The 25401-nt window shown below is 66.1% G+C and carries 25 protein-coding genes, 1 other RNA gene and 1 riboswitch; of the genes, 14 read left to right on the top strand and 12 right to left on the bottom strand.

Going from position 1 to position 25401, the window contains the following annotated elements; genetic code table 11:
- Positions 1 to 187 precede the first annotated feature (187 nt).
- The 9 genes from FIV09_RS12320 to FIV09_RS12280 all read right to left on the bottom strand — a co-directional run bounded on the left by FIV09_RS12320 (position 188) and on the right by FIV09_RS12280 (position 7562).
- The gene (locus FIV09_RS12320; RefSeq protein WP_152450221.1) at positions 188 to 397 is read right to left on the bottom strand and encodes a DUF1127 domain-containing protein; all 210 of its coding nucleotides are present in this window, start codon (positions 395 to 397) and stop codon (positions 188 to 190) included.
- 272 nt (positions 398 to 669) lie between these two features.
- Positions 670 to 1746, bottom strand: a complete 1077-nt coding sequence (locus FIV09_RS12315) for an energy transducer TonB (protein WP_152450220.1) — start codon at positions 1744 to 1746, stop codon at positions 670 to 672.
- Positions 1743 to 2135, bottom strand: a complete 393-nt coding sequence (locus FIV09_RS12310; RefSeq protein ID WP_152450219.1) for a biopolymer transporter ExbD — start codon at positions 2133 to 2135, stop codon at positions 1743 to 1745. Before FIV09_RS12310 ends, FIV09_RS12315 begins: the two co-directional genes overlap by 4 nt.
- Positions 2132 to 2527, bottom strand: coding sequence for a biopolymer transporter ExbD (locus FIV09_RS12305; protein WP_152450218.1), 396 nt, complete (start codon positions 2525 to 2527; stop codon positions 2132 to 2134). The genes FIV09_RS12310 and FIV09_RS12305 overlap by 4 nt, the downstream gene beginning before the upstream one ends.
- Entirely contained in the window at positions 2524 to 3132 is a 609-nt protein-coding gene (locus tag FIV09_RS12300) for a MotA/TolQ/ExbB proton channel family protein (RefSeq protein WP_152450217.1), read from the bottom strand. Before FIV09_RS12300 ends, FIV09_RS12305 begins: the two co-directional genes overlap by 4 nt.
- A gap of 45 nt (positions 3133 to 3177) precedes the next feature.
- Positions 3178 to 3927: an ABC transporter ATP-binding protein gene (locus tag FIV09_RS12295; protein WP_152450216.1), complete on the bottom strand. Its 750-nt coding sequence runs from the start codon at positions 3925 to 3927 to the stop codon at positions 3178 to 3180.
- Positions 3924 to 4913 carry an iron ABC transporter permease gene (locus FIV09_RS12290; protein WP_152450215.1) on the bottom strand — a complete coding sequence of 330 codons (990 nt, stop codon included), beginning with the start codon at positions 4911 to 4913 and terminating at the stop codon, positions 3924 to 3926. The genes FIV09_RS12295 and FIV09_RS12290 overlap by 4 nt, the downstream gene beginning before the upstream one ends.
- The gene (locus FIV09_RS12285; protein ID WP_254702430.1) at positions 4910 to 5713 is read right to left on the bottom strand and encodes an ABC transporter substrate-binding protein; all 804 of its coding nucleotides are present in this window, start codon (positions 5711 to 5713) and stop codon (positions 4910 to 4912) included. The genes FIV09_RS12290 and FIV09_RS12285 overlap by 4 nt, the downstream gene beginning before the upstream one ends.
- Before the next feature lie 7 nt (positions 5714 to 5720).
- Positions 5721 to 7562: a TonB-dependent siderophore receptor gene (locus FIV09_RS12280; protein ID WP_152450214.1), complete on the bottom strand. Its 1842-nt coding sequence runs from the start codon at positions 7560 to 7562 to the stop codon at positions 5721 to 5723.
- A 152-nt stretch (positions 7563 to 7714) separates the two neighbouring features.
- Positions 7715 to 7902: riboswitch (cobalamin riboswitch) on the bottom strand.
- A gap of 836 nt (positions 7903 to 8738) precedes the next feature.
- Here FIV09_RS12280 and mraZ point away from each other — a divergent pair.
- From mraZ to murD, 9 genes are all read left to right on the top strand, one after another.
- Positions 8739 to 9257 carry a division/cell wall cluster transcriptional repressor MraZ gene (mraZ, locus tag FIV09_RS12275; RefSeq protein ID WP_152450213.1) on the top strand — a complete coding sequence of 173 codons (519 nt, stop codon included), beginning with the start codon at positions 8739 to 8741 and terminating at the stop codon, positions 9255 to 9257.
- A 3-nt stretch (positions 9258 to 9260) separates the two neighbouring features.
- Positions 9261 to 10268 carry a 16S rRNA (cytosine(1402)-N(4))-methyltransferase RsmH gene (gene rsmH / locus FIV09_RS12270; RefSeq protein WP_152450212.1) on the top strand — a complete coding sequence of 336 codons (1008 nt, stop codon included), beginning with the start codon at positions 9261 to 9263 and terminating at the stop codon, positions 10266 to 10268.
- Complete coding sequence (locus FIV09_RS12265) at positions 10268 to 10615, top strand: cell division protein FtsL (protein ID WP_152450211.1); 348 nt, start codon at positions 10268 to 10270, stop codon at positions 10613 to 10615. Before rsmH ends, FIV09_RS12265 begins: the two co-directional genes overlap by 1 nt.
- Positions 10612 to 12393 (top strand): penicillin-binding protein 2, encoded by a 1782-nt coding sequence (locus FIV09_RS12260; RefSeq protein ID WP_152450210.1) that lies wholly within the window; start codon positions 10612 to 10614, stop codon positions 12391 to 12393. Before FIV09_RS12265 ends, FIV09_RS12260 begins: the two co-directional genes overlap by 4 nt.
- Positions 12394 to 12493: 100 nt before the next feature.
- The gene (locus tag FIV09_RS12255; protein ID WP_152450209.1) at positions 12494 to 13984 is read left to right on the top strand and encodes a UDP-N-acetylmuramoyl-L-alanyl-D-glutamate--2,6-diaminopimelate ligase; all 1491 of its coding nucleotides are present in this window, start codon (positions 12494 to 12496) and stop codon (positions 13982 to 13984) included.
- Between the two features lie 19 nt (positions 13985 to 14003).
- Positions 14004 to 15434, top strand: coding sequence for a UDP-N-acetylmuramoyl-tripeptide--D-alanyl-D-alanine ligase (gene murF / locus FIV09_RS12250; protein WP_152450208.1), 1431 nt, complete (start codon positions 14004 to 14006; stop codon positions 15432 to 15434).
- 33 nt (positions 15435 to 15467) lie between these two features.
- The gene (gene mraY, locus FIV09_RS12245; RefSeq protein WP_152450207.1) at positions 15468 to 16550 is read left to right on the top strand and encodes a phospho-N-acetylmuramoyl-pentapeptide-transferase; all 1083 of its coding nucleotides are present in this window, start codon (positions 15468 to 15470) and stop codon (positions 16548 to 16550) included.
- Between the two features lie 317 nt (positions 16551 to 16867).
- The gene (locus FIV09_RS12240; RefSeq protein WP_152450206.1) at positions 16868 to 18088 is read left to right on the top strand and encodes a Coenzyme F420 hydrogenase/dehydrogenase, beta subunit C-terminal domain; all 1221 of its coding nucleotides are present in this window, start codon (positions 16868 to 16870) and stop codon (positions 18086 to 18088) included.
- Positions 18089 to 18150: 62 nt separating this feature from the next.
- Positions 18151 to 19554, top strand: a complete 1404-nt coding sequence (murD, locus tag FIV09_RS12235; RefSeq protein WP_152450205.1) for a UDP-N-acetylmuramoyl-L-alanine--D-glutamate ligase — start codon at positions 18151 to 18153, stop codon at positions 19552 to 19554.
- Here murD and FIV09_RS12230 read toward each other — a convergent pair.
- On the bottom strand, positions 19527 to 20216 hold the full coding sequence (locus FIV09_RS12230) for a hypothetical protein (protein WP_152450204.1): 690 nt from the start codon (positions 20214 to 20216) through the stop codon (positions 19527 to 19529). The two genes, murD and FIV09_RS12230, sit on opposite strands and share 28 nt — an antisense overlap.
- 90 nt (positions 20217 to 20306) lie before the next feature.
- On the bottom strand, positions 20307 to 21494 hold the full coding sequence (locus FIV09_RS12225) for an NAD(P)/FAD-dependent oxidoreductase (RefSeq protein WP_152450203.1): 1188 nt from the start codon (positions 21492 to 21494) through the stop codon (positions 20307 to 20309).
- A 108-nt stretch (positions 21495 to 21602) separates the two neighbouring features.
- Between FIV09_RS12225 and FIV09_RS12220 the strand changes: the two genes are divergently transcribed.
- The 5 genes from FIV09_RS12220 to FIV09_RS12200 all read left to right on the top strand — a co-directional run bounded on the left by FIV09_RS12220 (position 21603) and on the right by FIV09_RS12200 (position 24713).
- Positions 21603 to 22367, top strand: coding sequence for an alpha/beta fold hydrolase (locus FIV09_RS12220; RefSeq protein ID WP_152450202.1), 765 nt, complete (start codon positions 21603 to 21605; stop codon positions 22365 to 22367).
- Positions 22368 to 22431: 64 nt separating this feature from the next.
- Positions 22432 to 22842, top strand: an RNA gene (gene rnpB, locus FIV09_RS12215) — RNase P RNA component class A.
- 103 nt (positions 22843 to 22945) lie between these two features.
- Positions 22946 to 23113 carry a 50S ribosomal protein L33 gene (gene rpmG, locus FIV09_RS12210; protein ID WP_010441901.1) on the top strand — a complete coding sequence of 56 codons (168 nt, stop codon included), beginning with the start codon at positions 22946 to 22948 and terminating at the stop codon, positions 23111 to 23113.
- Positions 23114 to 23229: 116 nt separating this feature from the next.
- Positions 23230 to 23739: a GNAT family N-acetyltransferase gene (locus FIV09_RS12205; RefSeq protein ID WP_172975708.1), complete on the top strand. Its 510-nt coding sequence runs from the start codon at positions 23230 to 23232 to the stop codon at positions 23737 to 23739.
- A gap of 101 nt (positions 23740 to 23840) precedes the next feature.
- The gene (locus FIV09_RS12200) at positions 23841 to 24713 is read left to right on the top strand and encodes a formate/nitrite transporter family protein (RefSeq protein ID WP_152450200.1); all 873 of its coding nucleotides are present in this window, start codon (positions 23841 to 23843) and stop codon (positions 24711 to 24713) included.
- Positions 24714 to 24880: 167 nt separating this feature from the next.
- Here the strand turns inward: FIV09_RS12200 and FIV09_RS12195 are convergent, their stop codons facing one another.
- The gene (locus tag FIV09_RS12195; RefSeq protein WP_152450199.1) at positions 24881 to 25354 is read right to left on the bottom strand and encodes a hemerythrin domain-containing protein; all 474 of its coding nucleotides are present in this window, start codon (positions 25352 to 25354) and stop codon (positions 24881 to 24883) included.
- Positions 25355 to 25401: the final 47 nt, after the last annotated feature.

Genomic DNA, 25401 nt, shown 5'->3' with positions numbered 1-25401 from the left:
AATTTGGTGCGGCGACACCAGGGAGGAGGAAGATGCCGCCGCTGTGGATTGAAGACCTCAAGGGAGGAGGGAAGGCCTTCAAAGATCGAACGGGAAACGCGTGTGACCCGTCATTGTTTCTCGATTATGGGCGCTGCGGCGAAATGTTGCGGTTGCGACACATCTTGCGCTCGTTGCGCCCATGATCTCAGTTATCGTAGGCCGCCTGCCATGCGATGCCGCGCAGCGAGGAGCGGGCAAGGCCGAGATCGCGCAGTTCGCGATCCGACAGGGCGGAGAGTTCGTTCAGCGTGGTGCGGTACACTTTGCGGCGGGCCAGCTTCTCGGAGATGCTGGATTTCAGGCGCGCGAAGGTGCCTGTTGCGGCGGTACCGGAATATGTTTGTGCGTAGGACATTTTACCGATCCTCGAATGGATATGCTCGTTTGCGTTGGTCCAAAGATGGGGCGAATGCTGCGGTTGCACAATGGTTCAATCGGCAAAGCAGGCATGCGTGTCGTGCATATATATAAGTCAGCAATTTCAGTAGGTTGCAGATTGACCTTAATCGGTTCCCGGCACTTACGCGACGTCATAAAGCGCGAATTGGCGCGATATTGGGCGATTTTTTTAGTCGCTAACGCCGCGTTGCAGCATCGCACTTATTGCAACTCTTCCCACGGGCAGACTCAGCGGCGCGCGAAGCTCAGCGGAAGATCGAACGCATAGCTTGCCGCAGACAACACCGAAGGCGCCCGGGGCAAGCGCGCGCGCTGCGTCGCCTGCAAGGCGGCCCGGTCCAACGCGCCATTGCCCGAAGATGCGACGACCCCGCTTGAGATCAGGCGCCCCGACGGGGTGACGTTCAGCCTGACCGTCACCCGTCCCGTCGCGCGGGTCCCGCGCGGATAGCGTTGCGCGCGGGCGATGGCGGTCCGGATGCTGGCACCCCATTGTGCGCGGGCCGTGCGGATTGCGTCCGGTGACGGGCCGGAGGCCGCCGGGGCAGGGGCGGCCCGGGCGGGTGCCGCGGCGCCACCGCTGCCTTGCGCTTTCCGACCTGCTTGGGGCTTGGCGCGGGCGGCTGGAGCGGGGGCCGGGGCAGGCGAGGCCACCGGACGCGGTCGCTCAGGCGCAAGGCCCGGCGGGCGCGGGGCGGGACGGGCCGAGGCCAACGGCGCCGCTTCCGACGGGTTGACGCGCGGCGTGGGTTTCGCGGCGGGCGCGGTCTGCGCTTGCGGGGGCGTCTCGGCATTCGTACCGGGCACGGCCAACGCTGCGGGCCTTTGCGGTCGCGTTGGCGCGGTCTCGGCGGGGCGCGCGGGCCGTTCGAGCGCTGGCGTTGAAGGCAGCGCAAGGGCCGTCAGCATTTCCGGCGCCAAAGAGGGGCGCGGCTTCGGCGGCGCCGGAGATGCAGGCGCTTGCGGCGACGGCGCGTCGTCCGGTGCAGCTTCAGCCGGGTCGGCATCTGCAGGCCGGGCAATCCGCGATGGTGGCGCGTCGGGCATCGCGGTCACCGGCGCAGGCGGGGCAAATGCTTCCGGCATCGGTAGTGCGGCCATTGCGGTGCTGGTCTCGGGCGGCGCGGTCCAGCGCTCGACCAGCGCTGCGATCTCGCCTGATTGTGGCAGGACGGTCACATCAGCAGCGCCACCCGCGCCGCCGCCTGCGCTGCCTCCGTCCTCGACTGCTCCGATCCAGGCGAAGACGCCGACATGCATGGCAAGGGCAAAACCGCCGAACAGGGCTGCGTCGCGCAGGCTCATGGGGAGGGCGCTCGGGTTGCGATGGTGATGACCTCCTCCGCACCGGCCTCCGTGAGCCGTGCCAGAAGTTTGGCCAAGGCTTGGGCGGGCAGACGCGTATCGGCCTCAAGGCGCACGGGGCCTGCCGCAACCGCCGCCGCCAGCGCCGCATCACCGCGCAGATCGCCGTGGGACAGACGGCCATCCGTCGCGACAAACAGGGGCAGGGGCGCTGTCTGCGCCGTCTCTTCGGCCTCCGCCTCGGGCAGCGTCACCTCGAAGGGGGCGACGGGCGCGATCTGCGCCGTCAGAAGGAAGAAGACCAGGAGCAGGAAGACCACGTTGATCATCGGCACCACGGCTTCGCGAGAGCGGCGTCTCGGGCGGATGGCAAGGCGCGGGCGGGTCATTCGACCACCGCCAAGCGCTGATATCCGGCGCGGTTCAAAAGCGCGATGATGGCGACCAGATCGCCCGTCTCTGCCCCGTCCCGCCCGCGCAGAACCACGATGTCATCGGGACCATCGGTGAGGTCCGCAAGCGCCGTGAGCAGGGCGTCGGGTCCGGGCTGGGCTGTGTCATTCAGCCAGAGCGCCTCGTCCGCGCCGACCTCGATCAGGCGGGGCGGGCCGGAATAGGCGGCCTCGGCATCGCCGCCGCCGGGCGCCAGCGCCAGCGCGGAGCTGGTCCCGAAGCGCGCGGCCAGCATGAAGAAAACGAGCAGCAGAAAGACCACGTCGATCATCGGCGTCAGCGACGGCTTGCGCCTGCGCGCGGCGCGGGATCGCAGCCCGAGGCTCATGCGCGGTTCAGCACCCGGCTGGCCAAATCGTCGAGGTCATGGGCCACGCGTTCATTCACCGAATCGAACCAGGACAGCGCGATCGAGGCTGGGATCGCCACCGCCATGCCCGCCGCCGTGGTCAGAAGCGCCTCCCAGATCCCGCCTGCAAGCGTTGCGGGATCGGCCCGTGCACCGGTTTCCTGCAGCGCCTGGAAGGCGTCGATCATGCCGAGCACGGTTCCCAGAAGCCCGACAAGCGGCGCAATGGTCGCGATGAGGTCGAGCGCGCGAAGCCCGCGCCCGGCCTCCATCAATGTGGCACGCGCAACGCGCATCGTTTCCTCGCGGGCGGCTTCGGGCGGGCGGGTACGCGCGGCCTGCATGGTGGCGCGCAGAACCCGCGCGCGCAGGCCGGACCGGCCACTCAGCGCGGCTTCGGCATCCTCGGGTGCTGCGGCCTCCCAGAGGGCCACCGCTCGCTCCGCCGGGGCGCGCCGCCAAGCGCCCATGCGCGCCAGCGACCATGTCTTCCACAGGATCACCGCGAGGGTGATCACCGACAGCGCGGCAATCACCCAAAGCGCGGGGCCACCGCGGTCGAGAAAGGCCAAGACATTATCCATGGGTCACTCCGGGTCTGTGGATCGGAAAGGCTCTGCTAGGGCGTTTCATGGCAGCACGCCCCGCGGGTCGATGACAAGGCCGCCTTCGGTCTCGATGAGGCGCGCATCGAGGCGGAAAACCTGCGCGAGATGAGCCTTGGTCAGCACGTCGCGCGGGGGGCCATCGGCGACCTTTCGCCCGCGGTCCAGAAGCACGAGCCGGGTGCAATAGCGCGCCGCGAGGTTCAGGTCGTGAAGCGAGGTCAGCACTGCGCGACCGTCCTTTGCGAGCTGTGAGAACAGCTCCAGCGTGGCGATTTGTGCGGCAGGGTCGAGCCCGGCAATAGGCTCATCCGCCATCAGAAGCGGGGCGTCCTGCGCAAGCGCCCGCGCGATGAGGACCCGGGCTTGTTCTCCCCCCGAAAGTTCCGTCGCGCGGCGATCGGCGAAATCGGCAAGCCCCATGGCCGAGAGCGCGCCGTCGATGGCCGCACGATCCGCCGCTGTGCCGCCGCGTCCATGGGGCAGGCGGCCCAGGGCTGTCAGATCGCCAACGCTCAGCCCCCAGGCGATTTCGCGCTGTTGCGGCAGCCAGGCCGCGGTGCGGGCGCGGGCACGCGGCGGCAGGGCGGCCAGTGACGAGGACCCCTCTGCGGCGATCAGGCCAAGGGCGCCGCGCATCAGCGTGGTCTTGCCCGCGCCATTGGGGCCAAGAAGGCCCACGACCTCGCCCGGGGCGACGGACAGATCGACCGCGTCCACCACGGGGCAGGCGCCGCGCCGGACGGTCAGGCCTTTCAGCGTGAGCGCGGTCACATCAGGTCCTTTCGCGTGCGATAGATCAGATGCAGGAAAAGTGGCGCGCCGATGAGCGCCATCACGACGCCAAGCTTCAGATCGCGGTCGGGCAGGATCAGCCGCACGGCAAGATCCGCCGCCAGCACGATCGCGGCCCCGCCAAGGGCGCTTGCGGCCAGAAGGGCGCCGGGGCGCGCGCGCATCAGGGGGCGCAGGAGATGCGGCACGACAAGCCCGACGAACCCGATGGCGCCTGCAACCGCCGTGGCCGCGCCGACCGATGCCGCGGTGCCCACGAGGACCATCAGGCGCAACCGCGCCATCGAGACCCCCAGCGCCTCGGCGGCATCCTCGCCCAGGGTCAGCGAATCGAGGCCGCGCGAAGTGAGCGCCAAGACCGCAAGGCCCGCGAAGATCAGCGGCGCGGCCAGCGCCACATGCTCCATCGAGCGGTCCGCGACCGAGCCCAGCAGCCAGAACACGATCTCGGCGGCGGCATAGGGATTGGGCGAGAGGTTCAGCACAAGCGAGGTCAGCGCGCCGGCAAGCGAGGAGACCGCGATGCCTGCGAGGATCAGCGTCAGCGACCCGCCCCGCGATCCGGCCAGCGCCATAAGAAGCGCCACGGCCCCGGCGGCGAACAGAAGGGCTGTCACCGGCAGGGCCAGCGCGAAGGCCCCGGCAATCCCGGTTTGCAAGGCGATCACGGCCCCGAGGGCGGCGCTGCCCGACACGCCGATCAGGCCCGGCTCCGCCAGCGGATTGCGCAAAAGGCCCTGCATCGCAGCACCCGACATGCCCAAGGCCGCACCGACGAGAGCCGCCAGAAGCGCGCGCGGCAGTCGGATATCCTGCATCACGATCACGGTCAGCGGATCACCCTGTCCGAAAAGGGCAGCGAGCGCGGGCCCGGGGCCCAGCGGCGCATAGCCCACGAGCAGCGAGGCCGCGAACATCACCAGTCCAAGCGCGAGAAGGGCCGCAAGGGTGAGGGCGCGCATCATTCCAGCTCCTCTGCCAGGGCGCGCAGATCGGCGATGGCGTCCAGAAGCGCAGGCGTCTCGCAACTCCAGGCGGCACCGGCCTCGATGCGGTGGACGGGGGCGACCTGCCGCAGGGCGGGATGACCGGGCAGGTCCGTCGCGCGCGTGGGGCGGGCATAGGGCGCGGGCGTCAGGATCAGGTCGGGCGCGGAAAGCACCGCCTCCTCGAGGTGGAGCGTGCCGAAGCGCAATCCCATCTCGGCGGCGATATTCGTCAGGCCAGCGGCTTGCAGCAGTGCGTCGGCCATGGTGCCGCGTCCCGACGTGCTGCCCATGGGATAGTAAAGAAGCGTGCGGGGACCATCAGAGAGCGGCGGGAGCGCGCGTAATGCCCTTTCGAACTCGGCAATGAGCTGTTCCGCCTGCGCCTCGCGGCCCAGAAGCGTGCCCATGCGGGCCATGTTGTCCGTGACATCCTCAAGCGAGGTGACGGGTCCGAAAAGGGCGACCTCATGGCCCAGCCCTTCGAGCATCTGCACCGTGGCGAGGGTGGTGAAGGTGCCTGCGAGGATGAGGTCCGGCTCCAGCAGGACGACTTCCTCCGCGCCGCCGCCATTGGCGGGGATACCCTGCAGCGCCTCCGCATAGGCGGAAGATCTGGGATCATGCGCCAGCGACGAGACCGAGACGAGCTGACCGGGCGCGGCCAGAAGATGGGCCAGTTGATCGGTACAGACATTGAGCGAGACGACCCGCTCCGGCGCGGCCGCCGCATCCGTGCCAAGGGCCGCGCCGATCAATGTCAGCGCGGCCCCGAGCACTCGGAGATCAGAACGACGCACGGACCCCGAAGTAGGCCGAACGTCCCGGCGCATCATAGTCCGGGATGGTCTCGTAATCGCTGTCGAACAGGTTCTCGACACGCAGATAGGCCTCGATGTCGTCCGTCACTGCGAAGGACGCGCGGGCATTTACGACGGTGTAGTCATCGACGCTGTCCACGCGGGAGAAGTCGGCGTTGAACGTATCGGGGAAGTCCGCGACATGGCGCAGGGTCAAGCCGCCCGAGACGCGATCCGTGATCTCCGCATCGATGCCGAGCGACAGATCGTAGCGCGGCACGTTCAGCTCCGGATCGTCGTCCGCATCGCGCGCGTCGGTGTAGGTGAACGCGCCCGTGAGCCCGATCCGGTCACCGATCGGCAGGAAGGCCGCGATCTCTACGCCTTCGGAGGTCGAGGTGCCGCTCGATTGCGCGTAGCCGCCGAAGGGCGCGATCGTCCCGTCGAAGACGATCAGATCGTCGATCTCTGTCTTGAACAGGGTGGCCGAGACCGAGGCGCCATTGGCATAGACCTTCTCGATGCCGAGATCGAAGCTCACGCTTTCTTCGGGATCAAGGGAGGCGTCACCATATGTCGGGTCGTAGAGTTCATAGAGCGAGGGTGCGCGATATCCGTTGGCAACGCTCGCGCGCACGGTGATGTCGGGCGTGGCCCGCCAGGTGACCGCGCCCCGCGCGGCGGTGAAATCGCCGAATTCGGAATGGTGGTCGTTGCGCAGGGACAGCGCGAAATCCAGATCCGGCGTCGCGGCGTAGACCAGTTCCGCGAAGAGGCCATCGGTCTCCACGTCATCGGGGGCGCTTTCCGCCTCCTCGATGGTGCGGTCGGCCCCGAAGGACAGGATCGTGCCGCCGCCGATATCCCACTCGCCGAGATAGCCGATCTTGCGGCGCTCCCCTTCGAAGGTCGACGTGCCGAAGGCATTGGTCGAATCCCGCCCGATGCGGAATTGCGAGAGCTCCAGGCTGTGGGTGAAAGCGCCTGTCTGCAGCTCGGCATAGCCGCGATAACCGCGCTGGTAGGTTTCGTAATCGCCGTCTTCCAGATCGGACGGAACAATGCCGAAGGTCGGGTCGAAATCGCCCTTGGAGGCATTGTAGATCCCGGTCAGGCCGAGGCGCAGCGTGTCGGTCACGTCGACATAGGCGTCTAAGCTGGCCTGCTTGGCCTCGAACCCGTCATCTTCGTCATACCCCGGAAGATCGACGGCGTTGTAGCCTTCGGATTGCGTGCCGCCGAAGCTGAAGGCGAAGCCCGCCCGCTCGGTCGCAAGTCCATAGGACAGGGTCGCGCTTTGCGTGTCATAGGCACCGGCCTCGATCGAGACGGAGCCTTCGCGGCTCGGCGCATCGGGGGCGCGGGCCGCGGTCAGGGCGATGACGCCGCCCACGGCCTCGGAGCCGTAAAGTGCTGATTGCGAGCCCTTGATGATCTCGGCGCCGGTGACGCCGCTGGCAAGGATGTTGGACCAGTCGAACTGGCTTTGCACGCCCGACGGGTCGGTCACGTCGATGCCGTTCACGAGCACCGGTGCATAGCGCTGGGGCAGGCCGCGCAGGCGCACGAAGGCGGGCTGACCTGGGCCGCCGGCCTGGGTGTAGCTGACGCCGGGCTGGGACGCGACGGTTTCGGCCAGGGTCTGCGAGGGCGCGTCTTCGAGCGCCTCCTCGTCGATGATCTCGACCGTCGCACCGGTGCGCGACAGCGGCAGGTCGGTGACGTTGCCATAGATCGTGATCGGAGCCAGCTCGAGCACGTCTTGCGCGTGCACGGACAGGGGAAGCGACAGCGCGAGAACGCTGACGCCGGAGAACAGGCGGGACATACGTGTCCTTTCCCTCGTTTTTGCCGTGGCGCGCCTTGGGCAGGCCGCGGCGATTTTGATGATGTTCTTGGAAAGGACGAAGTCCCTCCCGGTGAACGGCGTGAGATGTCACCACTCCGGAAGGACCGTTTCCCGGGACGCGCCCCGCGCCCGAAAAGGGTGATCGCCGCGGCAGGTCTCCTGGCTTTGCGGGTCATCACGCTACGCGGGCCTTCCCGGACCTGAGCCCAGTGGCATGTGCCGCGCGCGCTCGCCGCTGACAGTTGCGGGGGCAGCCGTGGATTCGCACCACGTTCCCTTTTCACCGGGCATTGCCCGGACCGAGGCCCGTTCGGGGTAGAAGCCCGGGCGCGCGAAATCAAGTGCAGATCGCAATGGGCCTGGAGGTGCGTCGCGGCATCTGCGGTCCGGAAGGGGGCCGCGCTGGGATCGGGTGGGAAATCGGCGCGGCTTCGGGCGGCCCTTTGGGAGTAAGGGGGTCCTTCGAGGCGGTCAGCATGGTCTGAACTGGGATGCTGGGAATATTTGGGACGCGGTTTGGGAAATGATGGGTTCCGGTTGGTCTCTCGCCCTGGGTCAGGGGTGTTGCCCGGCGGAATCATCGGAATCGTCTTGGGACGGGGCGGTGTACGGCCCGATTCAGGGGTGTAAATTGGGCCGAGACGGGTGCGGACGTGGCGCGCTCAGGCAAAAATGCAGCATTGTCTTGGAATTCATGGGCTAGGATGGATCGCCGGGGATTCTACTAGATATAGATTGATTTTGTGGCGGAATGCCAAAATAGGCCAATAGAGGGATCGAAAATTCGCACAACATGTTGTTTTCAGGGCGTACTCAAAACAACATTTCGCAAAAAATGCGTAGAAATTTGTTGCGTACCATCAATTCCCATGCCATCCATTGTTCATCGACGAGGGCAGGGAAGACAGCGGACACAAAAACCAGCCGCGACACTTCTCCCGAACACAAAAATAAAAGAGCGGGTTTCATACAGGCACCTCGCTCTCGTCGACAAAAACGGAATTCCAGCGCGTGGGCGAGCAGACATCCCCCCAGGTGGCACGCGCAGCTGGGATCCTCCCGCCCAAGCGGGACCAGGCGGCGGGTTGATCGATGGCAGCGGATCAACCCGCCGTTTTTACGTTTACCGGGGGCGGACAGTGAAAGGGCCGGGCAGTGGGCCGCAGGCTGAGGTTCAGAGGTGAAGGTCGGCAGAAGGTCGACAAGAAGGGGCGGGTCTCAATCCCAGCCTCTTTTCGCCGTGTCCTCGAAGCGGGCGATCCGGGCTGGGATACCGGCAAGCTGCCCGAATTCGTCATCGTCTACGGCGATCACCGCCGCAATTTCCTCGAATGCTACACCATCGCCGCGATCGAGCAGGTCGAAGAGCAGATCGAGGAACTGCCGCGCGGCTCCAAACAGCGCAAATTGCTGGAGCGGACCTTTTCGGGCCTGTCGACCGATGCGGTGGTCGACGATACGGGCCGCTTCGTCCTGACCCAGAAGCTGCGCGAAAAAATCGGCGTCGAGCTTGATTCCGAAGCGTTTTTCATCGCATCCGGCGACACGTTCCAGATCTGGAACCCCGAGACCTATGACCGCGAGCAGCTTCAGACCGAGGCGCTTCTCGATGATCTGCCGGAAGATGTCGACGTGCTGGAATTGCTGCCCCGAAAGAAGATCCAGGGAGACTAGGCCATGACCGAGGGCGCCGCGCCCAAGCCCGATGCGCCGCATGTGCCTGTCTTGCTGCGGCCGCTTCTGGCGGCGGTGGCACCGGTCACGGGCGTGTGGATCGACGGCACGTTCGGCGCGGGCGGCTATGCGCGCGGTCTGATCGAGGCAGGCGCCGAAAAGGTCATCGGCATCGACCGTGACCCGCTGGCGCATGAGATGGCCGCCAGGTGGCTGCCCGAATATGCTGGGCGTATCGACCTCGTTCAGGCCAACTTCGCCGAGATGGACAGTGTGGCGTCGGATGTGGACGGGGTCGTGCTAGATCTTGGTGTGTCGTCCATGCAGCTTGACCAGGCCGAGCGCGGGTTTTCCTTCATGCGGGACGGTCCGCTCGACATGCGGATGGGACAGGATGGTTCGTCGGCGGCCGATATCGTCAACGAGGCGGATGCGGAGACGCTTGCCGATATCCTCTTCACCTACGGCGAAGAACGCGCTTCACGCCGCATCGCCCGCGCAATCCTCCGCGAGCGCGAGGTCGAGCCGATCACCACCACCCTGCGCCTTGCAGGGATCATCGAAGGCTGCCTGCCGCGCCCGAAACCCAATCAATCCCATCCCGCGACGCGCAGCTTCCAGGCGCTCCGGATCGCGGTGAACGACGAATATCGCGCGCTGTATGAGGGGCTGATGGCGGCGGAACGGGCGCTGAAGCCTGGTGGTGCGCTCGCCGTGGTGACCTTCCACTCGGTCGAGGATCGCATGGTCAAGCGCTTCCTGCAGGCCCGCGCAGGCCAGACCGGGCGCGCGAACCGTTTCCAGCCGCTCGTGGAAGAGCCCGATCCCCAGTTCGAGCTGATCTCGAAGAAGGCCATCGGTCCCGATGCCGAGGAGCTCGCTGAAAACCCACGGGCCCGCTCGGCCAAGCTGCGCGTGGCCCGCCGCACCGACGCTCCCTCGGGCGAGATCGACGCCAAATCCCTCAACATGCCGGAACTCAGGCCGGAACGCACAAAGGGCGGACGCTGATGCGCACGTTTCTCTATATCCTCACGGTTCTTTCGGTGATCGGCCTCGCTTTCTGGGCCTATCATGAAAACTACAAGACGCAGGAAGCGCTGGCCGAAGTGCAGGATCTGCGCCGCGATATCGGTGCGAATCGCGAACGATTGGCCGTGTTGCGCGCGGAATGGGCCTTTCTCAACCGGCCCGAACGCCTGCGCGATCTGGCGGAGCTGAACTTCCCGCGTCTGGGCCTGATGCCGTTCTTGCCCGAGCAATTCGGCCGCGTCGACCAGATCTCCTATCCCGCGCCGCCCGTGATCGAGTTCACGAATCCCGTTGATCTGTCCAGTGAAGGGGGACAACGCCCATGATCCGTACGCCGCTGCGCCCGCTGGCCCGTATCCTCGAAGCCCGCCAGAAGGGCGAGAATCCCGACGCGATCGAACGCGAGAACCTGCGTATCCGGCACGAACAAATGCGCGACACGGCGCGCGTGCGCGCCGAGGGGCGGCTATTGGTGCTGGGTGTGGCCTTCTTCTGCCTTTTCGCGGTCACGGGCGCGCGCATGGCCACGCTCGCCGCGTCAGAGCCCGCCGAGCCGCGGGCGCATACGCAGGGCGCCTCCATCATTTCGCAGCGTGCGGATATCGTGGATCGCAAGGGCCGCATCCTTGCGACCAACATGGACACCTATTCGCTCTACGCGCATCCCCAGCAGATGATCGAGCCCGAGCGCGCGGCCAAGGCGCTTGCGGGGATTTTCCCCGATCTCGACGAGGCGCGTCTGCTCAAGGATTTCACCGGCAAGCGCAAGTTCGTCTGGGTCCGAAAGAAGCTCAGCCCCGAACAGAAGCAGGCCGTGCATGACATCGGCGAGCCCGGATTGCTGTTCGGCCCGCGCGAGATGCGGCTTTACCCGAACGGCACGCTGGCCGCGCATCTGATGGGCGGCACCCGCTTCGGTCAGGAGGGGGTGCATTCCGCGGAAGTCGTGGGCAGCGCCGGGATCGAGCGGTATTTCGACGATCTTCTGCGCGATCCGGCGCGGGAAGGCGCGCCGCTGACCTTGTCGCTCGATCTGACGGTGCAGGCCGCCGTCGAACGGGTGCTCGCAGGCGGCATGATGCTGATGAACGCCAAGGGTGCGGCTGCGGTCGTGATGAATGTGCATACCGGCGAGGTTGTCTCCATCGCCTCCCTGCCGACCTTCGATCCCAATGACCGGCCCATGCCGCCGGTGTCGGGCTCGCCTGCGGACAGCCCGCTTTTCAATCGCGCGGTGCAGGGCGTCTACGAGTTGGGCTCCACCTTCAAGATCTTCACCGCCGCGCAGGCGATGGATCTGGGTCTGGTCGCCCCGCGCACGTTGATCGACACCAAGCCGCCGATGCGCGTGGGCGGGTTCAATATCGGTGAATTCCGCAACAAGAATTACGGCACGCTGACCATCGAGGAGATCATCATCAAGAGCTCCAACCGGGGCACGGCGAAGATGGCGCTTCAGATCGGCACGCCCCGGCAGCAGGACTTCCTGAAAAAGCTGGGCTTTTTCGAGCCGACACCGCTTGAGATCACGGAGGCCAAGGGCGGCAAGCCGCTTCTGCCCAAGGATTGGACAGATTTGTCGAGCGTGACGATTTCCTACGGTCACGGCCTGTCTTCGTCGCCGCTTCACCTGGCGGCGGGCTATTCGGCGATTGCCAATGGGGGCTTTGCGGTCAAACCCACGCTCCTGCGCCAGTCGGGGCCGCAATACGGCCCGCGCGTCATGTCCGAACGGTCCGCCGAGCTTTCGCGCGTGATGCTGCGCAAGGTGGTGACGGAGGGCACGGCGAGCTTCGGGGATGTGAAAGGCTACCAGGTGGGCGGCAAGACCGGCACGGCGGACAAGCCCAAGGAGCGGGGCGGCGGCTATTACGATGACAAGGTCATCGCGACCTTCGCCACCATGTTCCCGGCGCATGATCCCGAATACGTGGTCGTCGTCACCCTGGACGAGCCCGTGGATACGATGGGCGAACGCCCCCGCCGGACCGCAGGCTGGACGGCGGTCCCAGTCGCCGCCGAGATGATCGGACGGATTGCACCGCTTCTGGGCCTGCGTCCCGATTACGGCGTGCCCGATCCGATCCACCTCGCCTCCGACTGAGGGGTCTTGGCCCTTGAACCCGGCCCCGGAAACAGGGCAACACGGGATGCAAGCGGCGCGGCGGGCGTCGGCATGACCATCGGGACGCGGGAACGGGACGATGAATGTTGAAAGCGGCGTGAAATCCTTGGGCGAGCTGGGCCTCACGGCCCGCGGGGGGCGCGATGTAGCGGTTACGGGCCTCGCCGTTGATTCCCGCGAGGTGCGCGACGGATACCTTTTCGCGGCCTTGCCCGGCACGCGGGTCCATGGCGGCGAGTTCATCCAATACGCCTTGCGGCAGGGCGCGGCGGCGATCCTCACCGATGCCGAAGGCGCGGAGATCGCCCGCGCCGAGATCGAGGCCTCCGATGCCGCCCTGATCATCGCCGCCGATCCGCGTCAGGCGCTGGCCTACACGGCGGCCCTTTGGTTCGGCCGTCAGCCCGAAACGATGGTCGCCGTGACCGGCACCAACGGCAAGACAAGCGTGGCCAGCTTCACCCGCATGATCTGGCAGGAGCTGGGTCTGCGCGCGGTCAATCTCGGCACCACGGGCGTCGAGGGTGACTGGTTCGCGCCGCTGAAACACACCACGCCCGAGCCCATTACCCTGCACCGCGCGCTGGCGCAGGCCACCGAGGCAGGTGTCGATCATGCCGCGATGGAGGCCTCGTCGCACGGGCTGGAACAGCGCCGCCTCGACGGGGTGCAGCTGCGCGCGGCGGGCTTTACGAATTTCACGCAGGACCACCTCGATTATCACGCGAGCTTCGAGGATTACTTCGCCGCCAAGGCGGGGCTCTTCGCCCGCGTGCTGCCCGAGGAGGCAACTGCGGTCATCAACATGGACGATGCGCGCGGCGTCGATATGGCCGCGATTGCCAAGGCGCGCGGGCAGGATCTGATCACCGTGGGCCGGGATGAAGGCGTCGATCTGTGCCTGATGGCGCAGCGTTTTGACGCGACAGGCCAGGAAGTGCGGCTGCGCTATCGCGGGGCGGTGCGGCAGGTGCGCATGAACCTGATCGGCGGCTTTCAGGCGGAAAACGTGCTGATCGCGGCAGGGCTCGTGATGGCCTGCGGCGAGGATGCGGAGGCGATCTTCGAGGTGCTGCCACGGCTAAATACCGTGCGCGGTCGCATGCAGCTGGCCGCGACGCGCGACAATGGCGCGACCGTCTTTGTCGATTACGCCCATACGCCCGATGCCGTTGCCACCGCGATCCAGGCCCTGCGTCCGCATGTGATGGGGCGCCTGATCGCCATCGTCGGCGCGGGCGGGGATCGCGATGCGGGCAAGCGGCCCCTTATGGGACAGGCCGCGCATGACCACGCCGACATGGTGATCGTCAGCGACGACAATCCACGCTCCGAAGATCCCGCCGCGATCCGTGCGGCGGTTCTGGGCGGGGCGCCCGGTGCGCTGGAAGTGGGGGACCGCGCCGAGGCGATCCTGCGCGGCGTCGATGCGCTGGGCCCCGGCGATGCCCTGCTGATCTGCGGCAAGGGCCACGAGACGGGACAGATCGTGGGCGATACGGTTTATCCCTTCGATGACGCGGAACAGGCCTCCGTCGCGGTGGCCGCACTGGATGGCGGGGTGCCATGAGGATCGAAGGGGGCAGATCATGAGCCTTTGGACCAGCGTCGAGGCCGCGGAAGCCACGGGCGGGCGCGCCACGGCGGATTGGAATGCGAGTGGCGTGTCGATCGACACCCGGACCCTCGCGCCGGGGGATCTATTCGTGGCGCTGAAAGCGGCGCGGGACGGGCATGATTTCGTCGCGCAAGCGCTGGAGAAGGGCGCCGCTGCGGCCCTTGTCGATCATGTCCCCGAGGGCGTGCCCGCCGACGCGCCTCTTCTGGTGGTCGAGGATGTGCAGACCGCGCTCGAAGCTCTGGGGCAGGCGGCGCGGGCGCGGACAGAGGCGCGCGTGGTCGCGGTCACGGGCTCCGTCGGCAAGACCTCTACCAAGGAGATGCTGCGCAAAGTGCTGGGCGGGCAGGGGAAAACCCATGCAGCCGAAGCCTCCTACAACAATCATTGGGGTGTGCCGCTGACGCTCGCGCGGATGCCGCGCGACACCGAATTCGCGGTGATCGAGATCGGCATGAACCATCCCGGCGAGATTGCGCCTCTGGCCCGAATGGCCCGGCCGCATGTGGCCATGGTGACCATCGTCGCGCCTGCGCATCTGGAAGCCTTCGAGAATATCGCGGGCATTGCAAGCGAGAAGGCCGCGATCTTCGAGGGGCTCGAGCCCGGGGGCACGGCGATCTACAACGGCGATGTGGCGACGGCAGAGATTTTGCGCGAGGCGGCGGAGACCCGGGCGGCCCATGCCGTCAGCTTCGGTGAAGGGACCGATTGTCTGTATCGCGGCACCGAGATCCGCGTGGGCGACAGCGCCACGGTGGGGCAGCTTCGCCTGGGCGAGGAGATGGTGCTTTACAAGGTCGCGGTGCCGGGGCGGCATTTCGCGGTCAATGCGCTGGCGGTTCTGGCGACAGTGGATGCACTCGGTCTCGATCAGGCGCGGGCGCTCTTGGACCTCGGGGCCTGGACACCCGGTGCGGGGCGGGGCCACCGCGAGCGCATCAGCCTCGACATGGCGGATCGGGACGCCTGGCTTGAACTGATCGACGACAGCTACAACGCCAACCCCGCCTCTGTTGCCGCCTCGCTGGAGGTGCTGGCGGGCGCCGTGCCGCGCCATGATGTGGGCCGCGTCGGCAAGGGCCGCCGCATTGCCTATCTCGGCGACATGAAGGAGCTGGGACCGGAGGCGAAGGCCTTGCATGCGGGGCTCGCGGATCATCCCGCGATGGAGAAGATCGACCGCGTGCATTGCGTGGGCCCCTTGATGCATGCGCTCTGGCAGGCGCTGCCCACCGACAAGCGCGGCCATTGGGCCGAAGACGTGGACGGGATGCGGGCGCGGCTGGCGCGCGATCTCGATGCGGGCGATGTCGTTCTGGTCAAGGCCTCCCTGTCCATGGGATTGGGGCGGCTGGTTGACGCTATCCGGAAAATGCGCCAAGGCGCGGAGCCGTCCTGAACGGGCGGATTATCTGAGAAAGGACCCTTTCGCATGCTCTATTGGCTGGCCGAGCTGTCGGACGGGGGCGGTGCCTTCAACCTGTTCCGCTACATCACCTTCCGCGCGGGCGGCGCCTTTCTGACGGCGCTGATCTTCGGCTTCCTGTTCGGACAGCCGCTGATCAACGTGTTGCGCCGGACGCAAGGCAAGGGGCAGCCCATCCGCGGCGACGGTCCCGAGGGGCATATCGCGAAGGCGGGCACGCCCACCATGGGCGGGCTTCTGATCGTGGGGGCGCTTCTGACCTCGACGCTGCTCTGGGCGCGGCTCGACAATGCGTTCGTCTGGCTCGTGCTTTTCGTGACCATGTCCTATGCCGCGATCGGGTTTGCCGATGATTACGCCAAGGTCAGCAAGCAGACTTCCGCGGGCGTGTCGGGCAAGGTGCGGCTGTTGCTGGGGTTCCTGATCGCGGCGGTCGCGGGGTTCTGGGCGAGCCTCTATCATCCCGAGGCCCTGACCGGGCAGCTGGCCTTTCCCTTCTTCAAGAACTTCCTGCTGGATATGGGTCTGTTCTTCGTGCCGTTCTCGATCATCGTGATCGTGGGCTCGGCCAATGCGGTGAACCTCACGGACGGGCTCGACGGGCTGGCAATCATGCCGGTGATGATCGCGGCCGGCACGCTCGGGATCATCGCCTATGCGGTGGGCCGGGTCGACGTGACCGAGTATCTCGACGTGCATTACGTGCCCGGCACCGGCGAATTGCTGATCTTCACCGCCGGCATCTTTGGCGGGGGCTTGGGCTTTCTGTGGTACAACGCGCCGCCTGCCGCGGTCTTCATGGGCGATACCGGATCGCTCGCACTGGGTGGCGCGCTGGGCGCCATCGCGGTCGCCACGAAGCACGAGATCGTTCTGGCCATCGTGGGCGGACTTTTCGTCGTCGAGGCGCTCTCGGTCATCATTCAGGTTCTGTATTTCAAGCGCACCGGCAAGCGCGTCTTCCTGATGGCGCCGATCCATCATCACTACGAGAAAAAGGGCTGGGCCGAGCCGCAGATCGTGATCCGGTTCTGGATCATCTCGCTCATCCTTGCGCTGATTGGACTGGCGACGCTGAAGGTGCGGTGAGGGTTTGGTGGGTTTTCACCCACCCTACGGGATCATGTGATTTAAACGCGTCTGATCTGGCGTTTCGAAGGCTGCGTGGCTGAAAGAGAGGGGGCTGTCTGCTCCACCGTCATTTCGCTTGAGAAATGGCGCACCAAAAAAGAGCGAGGGGGCTGTCTGCCCCCTCGCACTCCCCCGAGAGGTATTTTTGGTCCGGTCGTGACATTGGGGCGGCACGACGGGCCTTGGGTGGGACGCGCGGGCGGATATGGTCTTGGGTGTTTCGTGAGGCGGCGCTGTCAGCTAAGGTTGACAGTGTTCCCAGTCAAGGACGACCCATGCCCCGCGACACGACAGGTCTGACAATCCCCGAAATGGGCGGCGCCGCGCGGCCCGGCCTCTGCACCGATTGCGGGGTCAGCCGGATGGGCGACGGGCGCGCCTGCGGGCGGGCCTGCCAGTTCATTCAGCCCGATTATCCGGCGCTTGAGGCGCGTGTGCATGGCCGCGCCGCCGAGGTGGACGGCGATGAGGGCTTCTTCGGCGTGACACGGGCGATGTATCGCGCGCGGCTGACACCGCCCGCCGAGGGCGCGCAATGGACCGGGATCACCACCGCGCTGGGTGCGGCCCTGCTCGAACAGGGCGCGGTCGATGCGGTGATTTGCATGGGCCCGGATGCGGAGGATCGCTGGCGCCCGGTGCCGATGATCGTGACCGATCCGGCCGACATGACCCATGCGCGGGGCATGCGGATGGGCTATGCACCGCTTCTGGCCGCGCTGGAGCCCGCGCGGGCCGCAGGGCACCGGCGGATCGGGGTGATCGGCATCCCGTGTCAGGTATATGCGCTCCGGGCGCTCGAGGCGGAGCTGGGCTTTGACGAAATCACCGTGATCGGCACGCCCTGTTCGGACAACACGACGACCGAGAATTTCCACGCTTTCCTCGCGAGGCTCGATCCCAAGCCGGAGACCATCTCGTATCTGGAGTTTCGCGCCGATTACCGCGTGGAGCTGCGCTTCGATGACGGCCGCAAACCGCGCGAGGTGCCGTTTCTGAACCTGCCCTTGTCGGACCTGCCACCGGATTTCTTTCCGATGACCTGCCGGACTTGCGTCGATTATACCAACCGGCTGGCCGATATCACCGTGGGCTACATGGCGGGCGAAGGGGACCAGTGGCTGATCGTGCGCAATGCGCGGGGGGCGGCTTTGCTGGACCGATTGGGCGAGAGGCTGGTGCGCCAGGCGCCCGGATCGCGCGGCAAACGGCAAAGCGCGGTGCAAGGCTTCAAGACGAACACCGAACTGGCCGCGGGCGGGCTTCCGCTGCGCCGCATGCCGCGGGCGCTGCGGCCCGTCGTGTCGTTCCTGCAGCCGCGGATCGGGCCGCGCGGGCTCGAATTTGCCCGCGCCCGGCTGGAGATGAAAGCCATCGAGACGATCCTGCATCTGCGCCGCGCCCATCCCGCGAAGATCAAGAACATGGTGCCGGACCATGTCTGGCGGCTGGCCGCACGCTACGGCTTGCTGCCCGGCCCGGATGAGCGGCGCTGAGCCCTTCCAAACCGGCCCCGGATATCCTAGCGCTTGGGCTGGATGAAAGACGGGGGGCGGACATGATTCCGGTGCATGGGTTCGAAGGCGAAAAGGTGGGAATTCTGGGCCTCGGGCGCAGTGGTCTTTCGGCGGCGGCCGCATTGCGCGAGGGCGGTGCGCATCCCATCCTTTGGGACGACAACCCCGAAGCGCGCGCCCGCGCCGAGGCTTCGGGGTTCGAGACCCGGGCCCTCGGCAAGCCCGGCGCGCTCGATGATCTTACGCTGCTGGTGACAAGTCCGGGCATCCCGCATCTCTACCCCGCGCCGAACCCCGTGATCGCGGCGGCCTATGAGGCGGGCGTGCCCGTCGATAATGACATCGGGCTCTTTTTCCGCGCGCTTTCCTCGGGCGCATGGGACGATCTGGAAACGCCGCCGAAGGTCGTGGCCGTGACGGGATCGAACGGGAAATCCACCACCTCGGCGCTGATCCATCATATCCTCGAAGAGGCGGGGCGTGACGTCCAGCTTGCGGGCAATATCGGGCGCGGTGTGCTGGATATCGACCCGCCGGGGGAGGCGGGCGTCGTGGTGCTTGAGCTCTCCTCCTACCAGACCGAGCTTGCGCGCGCGCTCACACCCGACATCGCGGTCTTCACCAATCTCAGCGCCGATCACCTGGACCGACATGCGGGCCATGGGGGCTATTTCGCGGCCAAGCGGCGGCTCTTCGCGGAAGGGGGGCCGGACCGCGCCGTCATCGGTGTCGATGAGCCCGAGGGGCGGTATCTCGCCAACCAGCTGGCCACAGCGCGCTCGGATGACCGGGTGATCCGGGTCTCGGTCGGGCAGAAGCTTTCGGGGCCGGGCTGGATCGTGCAGGCGCGCAAGGGCTTCCTGACCGAATGGCGCAAGGGCAAGCAGGTCGGCTCCATCGATCTGCGCGATATTCCGGGCCTGCCCGGTGCGCATAACCATCAGAACGCCTGCGCGGCCTATGCGGCGGCACGCACGCTGGGTCTCGGTCCGCGCCAGATCGAGGCGGCTTTGCGCACCTTCCAGGGTTTGCCGCATCGCAGCCAGATCGTGGCGGAGCGCGATGGCGTTCGCTTCGTCAATGACAGCAAGGCCACCAATGTGGATGCGGCGCTGAAGGCGCTCTTGGCGTTCGATCGAATCCGGTGGGTCTGCGGCGGCCTGATGAAGGAAGGCGGGCTCGCGGCGCTGGCGCCCGGCCTGCCGCATGTAGCGAAAGCCTACGTGATCGGCCGGGAGGCGGCGCAATTTGCGCTGGGTCTCGACGCGACCGAGGCGGAGGTCTGCACCGACATGGCCACAGCCGTCGCCCGCGCGGCAGCAGAGGCAGAGCCCGGAGAGGTCGTGCTATTGGCGCCCGCAGCCGCAAGCTTCGATCAATACGACAATTTCGAACGCCGGGGCGAGGATTTCGTGGCTCAGGTCCGGGCCGTGCTGGGCGGCTGACGCAGCGCGTCGAGATACCCGGCCTTGAGTGCGGCGGGGTGGACCGCGCCCAGCTGGGCGGGAATGCGCGGCAATTGCAGAAGGCGCGCCACCGCGAAGCGATGCATCGCGCCGCCCGACCGGATCAGGCGCCCGTCCCGGCCCACATGGACCAGAATGCCACCATGTTCGCGGCGGTAATAATCCGGCGTATCCCGGCGCGGCCGCAGCCCTTCGCGGCGGGCATATTCCCACAGGCGGTCCAGCCGTTCGTAGCGCGCGTCAAGTTCCTCGATGGAGGAGAGCGCATCGGGGCGTTTGCCGGCCTCGATTAGACCCTTCAGCTTCTGGTAGATCGGTGTCTCCCGCCAGGGCAGGCCCTCGACGAAGTGCAGGCGGCAGGAGATTTCCTTCGTATTCGCCACCAGTGGCCGGACATTCAGGTCCCAATCTCCGGGCAGGACCTGCCCGGAATTCGAGCGGCGCAAGGGCACGTCGCCCGTGCCGATATAGGAATGCTTGACCGCAAGCGGGTCGACCCAGATGCATTCGTCGCTTTGGGGGGCTTCGGTGCCGTAGCGCACCCGGTTCCACAGATCACGCGCGACCTTGCGCGGCACCTGCGCGGCAATCGCGCGCTGCATGTCACGGGTGACGGAACTGGGGGAGCCGGGCTTGAACATCCTCCCGATTTGTATCGGTTGCGTGACGATTTCAAGACGGCGCCGTGCTCATTGGCCCCGAGTGTCACGGAAGTGTTGCAAACCGCGCGCTCAGCGCGGCCCGCGCTCCACGATGGCCTGGCCTGCCGCCCAGCCCGATGACCAGGCCCATTGAAAGTTGTAGCCTCCGAGCCAGCCGGTCACATCGACGGCCTCGCCGATCATGTAGAGACCGGGCAGATGCGCCGACATCATGGTCTTCGAGGAGATGTCGTCGGTGGCGATGCCGCCCAGAGTCACCTCCGCGGTGCGGTAGCCTTCCGTGCCGCCGGGCCGGACCTGCCAATCCGACAGCGCACCCGCGATTTCGGCGATGCGGGCGTCGGAGAGATCGCCTAGACGACCCGACAGGTCCATCTCGCCTGCGAGGTATTCCACCAGCCGTTGCGGCAGATGGCGGACAAGCTCGGTCGCGATCTGCTTCTTGCCATCGCTGCGGCGTTTCTCGGAGAGGGTCGCGGTGAGGTCGACCTCGGGCAAGAGATCCAGTGACACCGCGTCGCCTTCGCGCCAATAGCTGGAGATCTGCAGAATCGACGGGCCCGAAAGGCCCCGATGGGTGAACAGCAGCGCCTCGTCGAAGGTGGTGCCGTTGCAACCCGCGCGGGCGGGGCAGGCGACGCCCGACAAGGGTTTGAACTTGCCATCGGGGAAAGTCAGCGGGACGAGGGCGGGGCGGGTTTCGGTGATGGAGTGTCCGAAGCGGCGCGCGATGTCATAGGACATACCCGTGGCGCCCATCTTGGGGATGGATTTGCCGCCGGTGGCGAGGACGAGGTTCCGTGCCTTCACGGTACGCCGCGTGCCTTCGCGCTCAAGGATTGCAGTGAATATGCCGTCTGCATGGCTCAGATCGACCAGCGATGTGCGCAGCCACAGATCGGCGCCTGCAGCCTCCATGTCATGTCGCAGGAGTGAGATGATGTCCTTGGCGCTTGTGTCACAGAACAATTGGCCGAGCGTCTTTTCGTGCCACGGAATGCCCGCCTCGGACACTCGCGCGATGAAATCCCACTGCGTGTAGCGCGACATGGCGGATTTGTGGAAATGCGGGTTCTGGCCGAGATAGCGGTCGAACTGGATATCGAGATTGGTGAAATTGCACCGCCCGCCGCCCGAGATGCGAATCTTCTCGCCCGGCGCCTTGGCGTGGTCGATGACCAGCGTGCCGGGCCCGGCATGGGCCGCGCACATCATGCCCGCCGCACCGGCCCCGAGAATGAGCGTATTCACCTGCATGCGGCGCGGAAAGCACGGGTGCCGCGTTTTCGCAAGAGGGACCACGCCTCGGGGGCAGATTCGCCGCAGGCGTTTTGCTAGCATCCTCGCAAAGGCACCGGCGAACAGGTGCAACAGAGCAGGAAGATCCCGACCGTGAACGTGTCCATGCGTGCCGCATCGCAGACCGAGGCCCTGGTGTTGATTCCGGGGTTGGGCGGCAATGCCGAATTGTTCTCACATGCCATGGCGCGTCTGTCGCGCGCGCGTCCCGTCACCCTGGCCCTGCCGGTCGGTGGCGAGCGGATAGAGGAGATCGCAGGCGCCATGCTGCCCCATCTGCCGCAACGCGTGGCCCTTGTCGGACACGGGCTGGGCTCCGTCGTGGCGCTGGAGATTCTGCGCAGGGCGCCCAAGCGGGTGGCGCGGCTGGCTCTGATATCGCCCATGCCGTTTCCCGACACCCCGGCCGAGGCCGCGGAGCGCGACGCGCGCATGATCGCTCTGCGGGCAGGCCGGATCGCGGATTGGGTCGAGGCCGAATTCGCCAGGGCCGTGCCCGGCGATGCCATTGCGCGGGGCGCACGGCTTGCACGCATCGCCGGCATGGTAGAGGCGCTCGGGCCCGAGATCGTGTTGCGACAGGCGCGCGCCTTGCAGCGCCGGGGGGATTACCAGGGCGCGTTCCGTCGGTGCACACAGCCCATCCATCTGATCAGCGGCGCGGATGATCCGCTTTGCCCGCCGCGCAGGCAGGACGTTCTGTCGGGCCTTGCGCCCGATGCGCGGCTGACCCGGATCGAGGGCGCGGGGCATTTCCCGATGCTCGATGCGCCCGACGCGGTGACTGACGCGCTTGAGGCGTTCGTCGATGCCCCGTTCGTTCTGCGCTGAGCGCAGGCAACCTGCCGTCTGCGCGATTGACCGCGAAACGCCCCGCGCGTAAGGCACCCCATGCGCGGAGGGCCGGACGGCCGCTTTGTCCCATACCCAAGGGCCGGGGCAGAGAGGAAAGTCCGGACTCCCTGAGGCAACGGTGCCGGGTAACGCCCGGGCAGGGCAACCTGACGGAGAGCGCCACAGAAAACAGACCACCGCCGGGAAACCGGCGGCCAGGGTGAAACGGTGGGGTAAGAGCCCACCGGGGGACGGGCAACCGGACCCGCATGGCAAGCCCCACCGGGAGCAATGCCAAATAGGGACCCCGCGCGGGCTGATCCTTTCGGGGATATCGCCGCAGGGCCGCCTCAGCCCGAGGGGTCCGGGTTGGCAGCTTGAGCCGTTCCGCGAGGGGCGGCCCAGAGGAATGGTCGTCTGGGACGGGTTCGCCCGTCCGACACAGAATCCGGCTTACAGGCCCTCCGCGCATGATTTCCCGCTCCGCCCGGTTGACAGTGGACGTGCCATGCGTAAAAGGCGGGTCTGACCGATTTCACGGGCCCTGCGTCGGCCTGTTGCAGGAGTAATGAACCATGGCGAAGCCGACCACCATCAAGATCCGCCTGAACTCGACCGCGGGCACCGGCCATTTCTACGTGACCAAGAAGAACGCGCGCACGATGACGGAAAAGATGACGATCCGGAAATACGATCCGGTCGCGCGCAAGCATGTCGAGTACAAGGAAGGCAAAATCAAGTAAGAGCGCCTCTTATTTGACATCCTGTCGCGCCGTCCGGTTTCGGGCGGCGTTTTTTCTGGGTTGGTCACACAGCGCCGCTATCCTCGGGGTCCATTCACCCGGAGATGGAGGCTCCGATGAATTCCTTTGATCGATTTTCGATACGGACTGCCCAGGCCGACGATTTCGTGGCGGTCGACAAGCTGTTTTCCCAAAGCTATCCGGTTCTTCTTCGGGAGGCCTATCCCGAAGAGATCTGCCGCAAGGCGTTGCCGCTCATTTCGCGGGCGCAGCCCGATCTGGTGCGGTCGGGCAAGTTCTTTCTCGTGCATCGCGGCTCGAAGCTCGTGGGGGCAGGAGGCTGGACCCGCAGCGCACCGGGCACGGGCCTTGTGACGCCGGGCATCGGCCATGTGCGCCACGTGGTCAGCGATCACCGCTTCCAGAGGCAGGGCATCGGGCGGCGGCTTCTCGATTACGTCATGATCAACGCCCAAGGCGACGGGCTGGGAGCGTTGCGCTGCCTGTCGACCCTGAATGCCGTGCCCTTCTACCGCGGCATGGGCTTTGTCGAGGACGGCACGGTCGACGTGCAGTTGAAGGATGGTGTGACCTTTCCCGCGGTGAGGATGCACGCCACGTTGTGACAGGTGCACGGTCGCACTTTGGGGAACCGATCGACGCCCTGCTGGTTTAGTATCTCGTACGCGGGGTCCTGTGCCCCGCTTTTTGTCTTTGAAGGAGCGATATGGGTAAGGATAGCAACCGCCGGGTCAAGGATAGCGAAGCCGATACCGCTATCTATTCGCCAGAGGAAGCAAGCCAGATCGCCAAGCACCGCGCCCTGGCGCCGCGCGCGGTCTACGAGGTCATCAACCTTGAAGGACGCGAGGAGCTGAAGCGTCCGCTCTGGTCGCTCTGGTGGTCGGGCATCGCGGCGGGCATCTGCATTTCGGCCTCCGTGCTGGCAGAAGGGATCCTGCACGTCATCTTCGCGGATCATCCCTACCAGGGGCCCATCGAGAATCTGGGCTATACGGTCGGTTTCATCCTCGTGATCCTGGCCCGTATCCAGCTTTTCACCGAGAATACGATCACCGTCGTCCTGCCGGTCCTGAAGGACAAGTCACTGACCATGCTGACCTGCGCCGCGCGCCTTTGGGCGGTGGTTTTCGCGGCCAACATGGTGGGCACCTTCTTCGTTTCGTTCCTGAGCATACATGGCGGCACGGTCATCCCCGAATATGTCGAGGGGATGAAATCGATCTCGCATCATTTCGCGGAATATACGCCCTTGGAGGCGTTCAAATACGGTATCCCGGCAGGCTTCTTCATCGCGGCCATCGTGTGGATGCTGCCCTCCTCCGAAGGGTTCGAGATCTTCGTGATCTTTCTCTTCACCTACCTGATCGCGATGGGGGAATTCACCCACGTCGTCGCGGGCTCCAAGGAAGCGTTCCTGCTGATGCTCTCGGGTGATATTTCGGTCGCGACGGCGATGTTCGGGCTGATCCTGCCGGCTTTCCTCGGGAATGTGCTGGGTGGGACAGGGCTGTTTGCGCTTCTGGCCTACGGCCAGGTGGCCTTCGAGATCGATCCGGAAACCCGCAATCGGGAATGATCCGGGGATGCACCGCGACGGCCGTGGTGCTGCCAAGGTCGTCGTGGCCGCTGGCTGGTTATAGAGCGCCTTGATGCGCCGGACGAAAAACGCCCCGGACGTGGTCCGGGGCGTTTCCACTACATTCAGCTCCCAAGGTTCACACTCAGGGGGAGCAAAAACTCAGGTCAGTCTTCGAGCGAGTCTTCACGCTTCTTGTCGACCAGCGTCATCTCTTCGGCCTTGCGGTCGCGGAACCGCTTGCCATAGCCCTCGATCTCGTCCTCGGGGATGACTTCCTTGGCACGGCCGAAGACCTCTTTCTCTTCTTCGTCCATGTGGTGTTCGTAATCGTGGCGCAGAGTGTTGAACTTGTTCAGCCAGCCGGAGCTCGACATGTCCATCTCGTTCAGCTCTTCCATCAGGTCGTCAAGCTCGCCATGCTCCTCGACGGAATGGCGGGCGCTGTCCTGGCCCCATGTCTTCGACATGAGCTTCGAATAGAAGGTCTCTTCCTCGGCGGCGGCGTGGCTTTTGACGTCGTAGAAGAACTCGTTCCAGGCGGATTTGCGGTCTTCGCTGGCGCCTTCGGTATCGGCGATGCGGGCCATCAGTTTGCGGTGGTTTTCGTGGTCGGCAACAATTGCGTCATAAATGGACATGGGATGCGCTTCCTCCATGGGCCGCATCTGTCATGCGCCCGCAGCGT

It is taken from the genome of Roseivivax sp. THAF197b, assembly GCF_009363255.1.
Classification (GTDB): domain Bacteria; phylum Pseudomonadota; class Alphaproteobacteria; order Rhodobacterales; family Rhodobacteraceae; genus Roseivivax.
The sequence above is the reverse complement of the archived record's forward strand: the minus strand, read 5'-3'. Positions and strand labels throughout refer to the sequence as shown.

Bases quoted from the DNA above. Each gene is read 5' to 3' on its own strand.
- FIV09_RS12320 (WP_152450221.1), bottom strand. From the start codon at position 397: ATGTCCTACGCACAAACATATTCCGGTACCGCCGCAACAGGCACCTTC.
- FIV09_RS12315 (WP_152450220.1), bottom strand. From the start codon at position 1,746: ATGAGCCTGCGCGACGCAGCCCTGTTCGGCGGTTTTGCCCTTGCCATG.
- FIV09_RS12310 (WP_152450219.1), bottom strand. From the start codon at position 2,135: ATGACCCGCCCGCGCCTTGCCATCCGCCCGAGACGCCGCTCTCGCGAA.
- FIV09_RS12305 (WP_152450218.1), bottom strand. From the start codon at position 2,527: ATGAGCCTCGGGCTGCGATCCCGCGCCGCGCGCAGGCGCAAGCCGTCG.
- FIV09_RS12300 (WP_152450217.1), bottom strand. From the start codon at position 3,132: ATGGATAATGTCTTGGCCTTTCTCGACCGCGGTGGCCCCGCGCTTTGG.
- FIV09_RS12290 (WP_152450215.1), bottom strand. From the start codon at position 4,913: ATGATGCGCGCCCTCACCCTTGCGGCCCTTCTCGCGCTTGGACTGGTG.
- FIV09_RS12280 (WP_152450214.1), bottom strand. From the start codon at position 7,562: ATGTCCCGCCTGTTCTCCGGCGTCAGCGTTCTCGCGCTGTCGCTTCCC.
- rsmH (WP_152450212.1), top strand. From the start codon at position 9,261: ATGACCGAGGGCGCCGCGCCCAAGCCCGATGCGCCGCATGTGCCTGTC.
- FIV09_RS12265 (WP_152450211.1), top strand. From the start codon at position 10,268: ATGCGCACGTTTCTCTATATCCTCACGGTTCTTTCGGTGATCGGCCTC.
- FIV09_RS12260 (WP_152450210.1), top strand. From the start codon at position 10,612: ATGATCCGTACGCCGCTGCGCCCGCTGGCCCGTATCCTCGAAGCCCGC.
- FIV09_RS12255 (WP_152450209.1), top strand. From the start codon at position 12,494: ATGAATGTTGAAAGCGGCGTGAAATCCTTGGGCGAGCTGGGCCTCACG.
- murF (WP_152450208.1), top strand. From the start codon at position 14,004: ATGAGCCTTTGGACCAGCGTCGAGGCCGCGGAAGCCACGGGCGGGCGC.
- mraY (WP_152450207.1), top strand. From the start codon at position 15,468: ATGCTCTATTGGCTGGCCGAGCTGTCGGACGGGGGCGGTGCCTTCAAC.
- FIV09_RS12240 (WP_152450206.1), top strand. From the start codon at position 16,868: ATGCCCCGCGACACGACAGGTCTGACAATCCCCGAAATGGGCGGCGCC.
- murD (WP_152450205.1), top strand. From the start codon at position 18,151: ATGATTCCGGTGCATGGGTTCGAAGGCGAAAAGGTGGGAATTCTGGGC.
- FIV09_RS12230 (WP_152450204.1), bottom strand. From the start codon at position 20,216: ATGTTCAAGCCCGGCTCCCCCAGTTCCGTCACCCGTGACATGCAGCGC.
- FIV09_RS12225 (WP_152450203.1), bottom strand. From the start codon at position 21,494: ATGCAGGTGAATACGCTCATTCTCGGGGCCGGTGCGGCGGGCATGATG.
- rpmG (WP_010441901.1), top strand. From the start codon at position 22,946: ATGGCGAAGCCGACCACCATCAAGATCCGCCTGAACTCGACCGCGGGC.
- FIV09_RS12205 (WP_172975708.1), top strand. From the start codon at position 23,230: ATGAATTCCTTTGATCGATTTTCGATACGGACTGCCCAGGCCGACGAT.
- FIV09_RS12200 (WP_152450200.1), top strand. From the start codon at position 23,841: ATGGGTAAGGATAGCAACCGCCGGGTCAAGGATAGCGAAGCCGATACC.
- FIV09_RS12195 (WP_152450199.1), bottom strand. From the start codon at position 25,354: ATGTCCATTTATGACGCAATTGTTGCCGACCACGAAAACCACCGCAAA.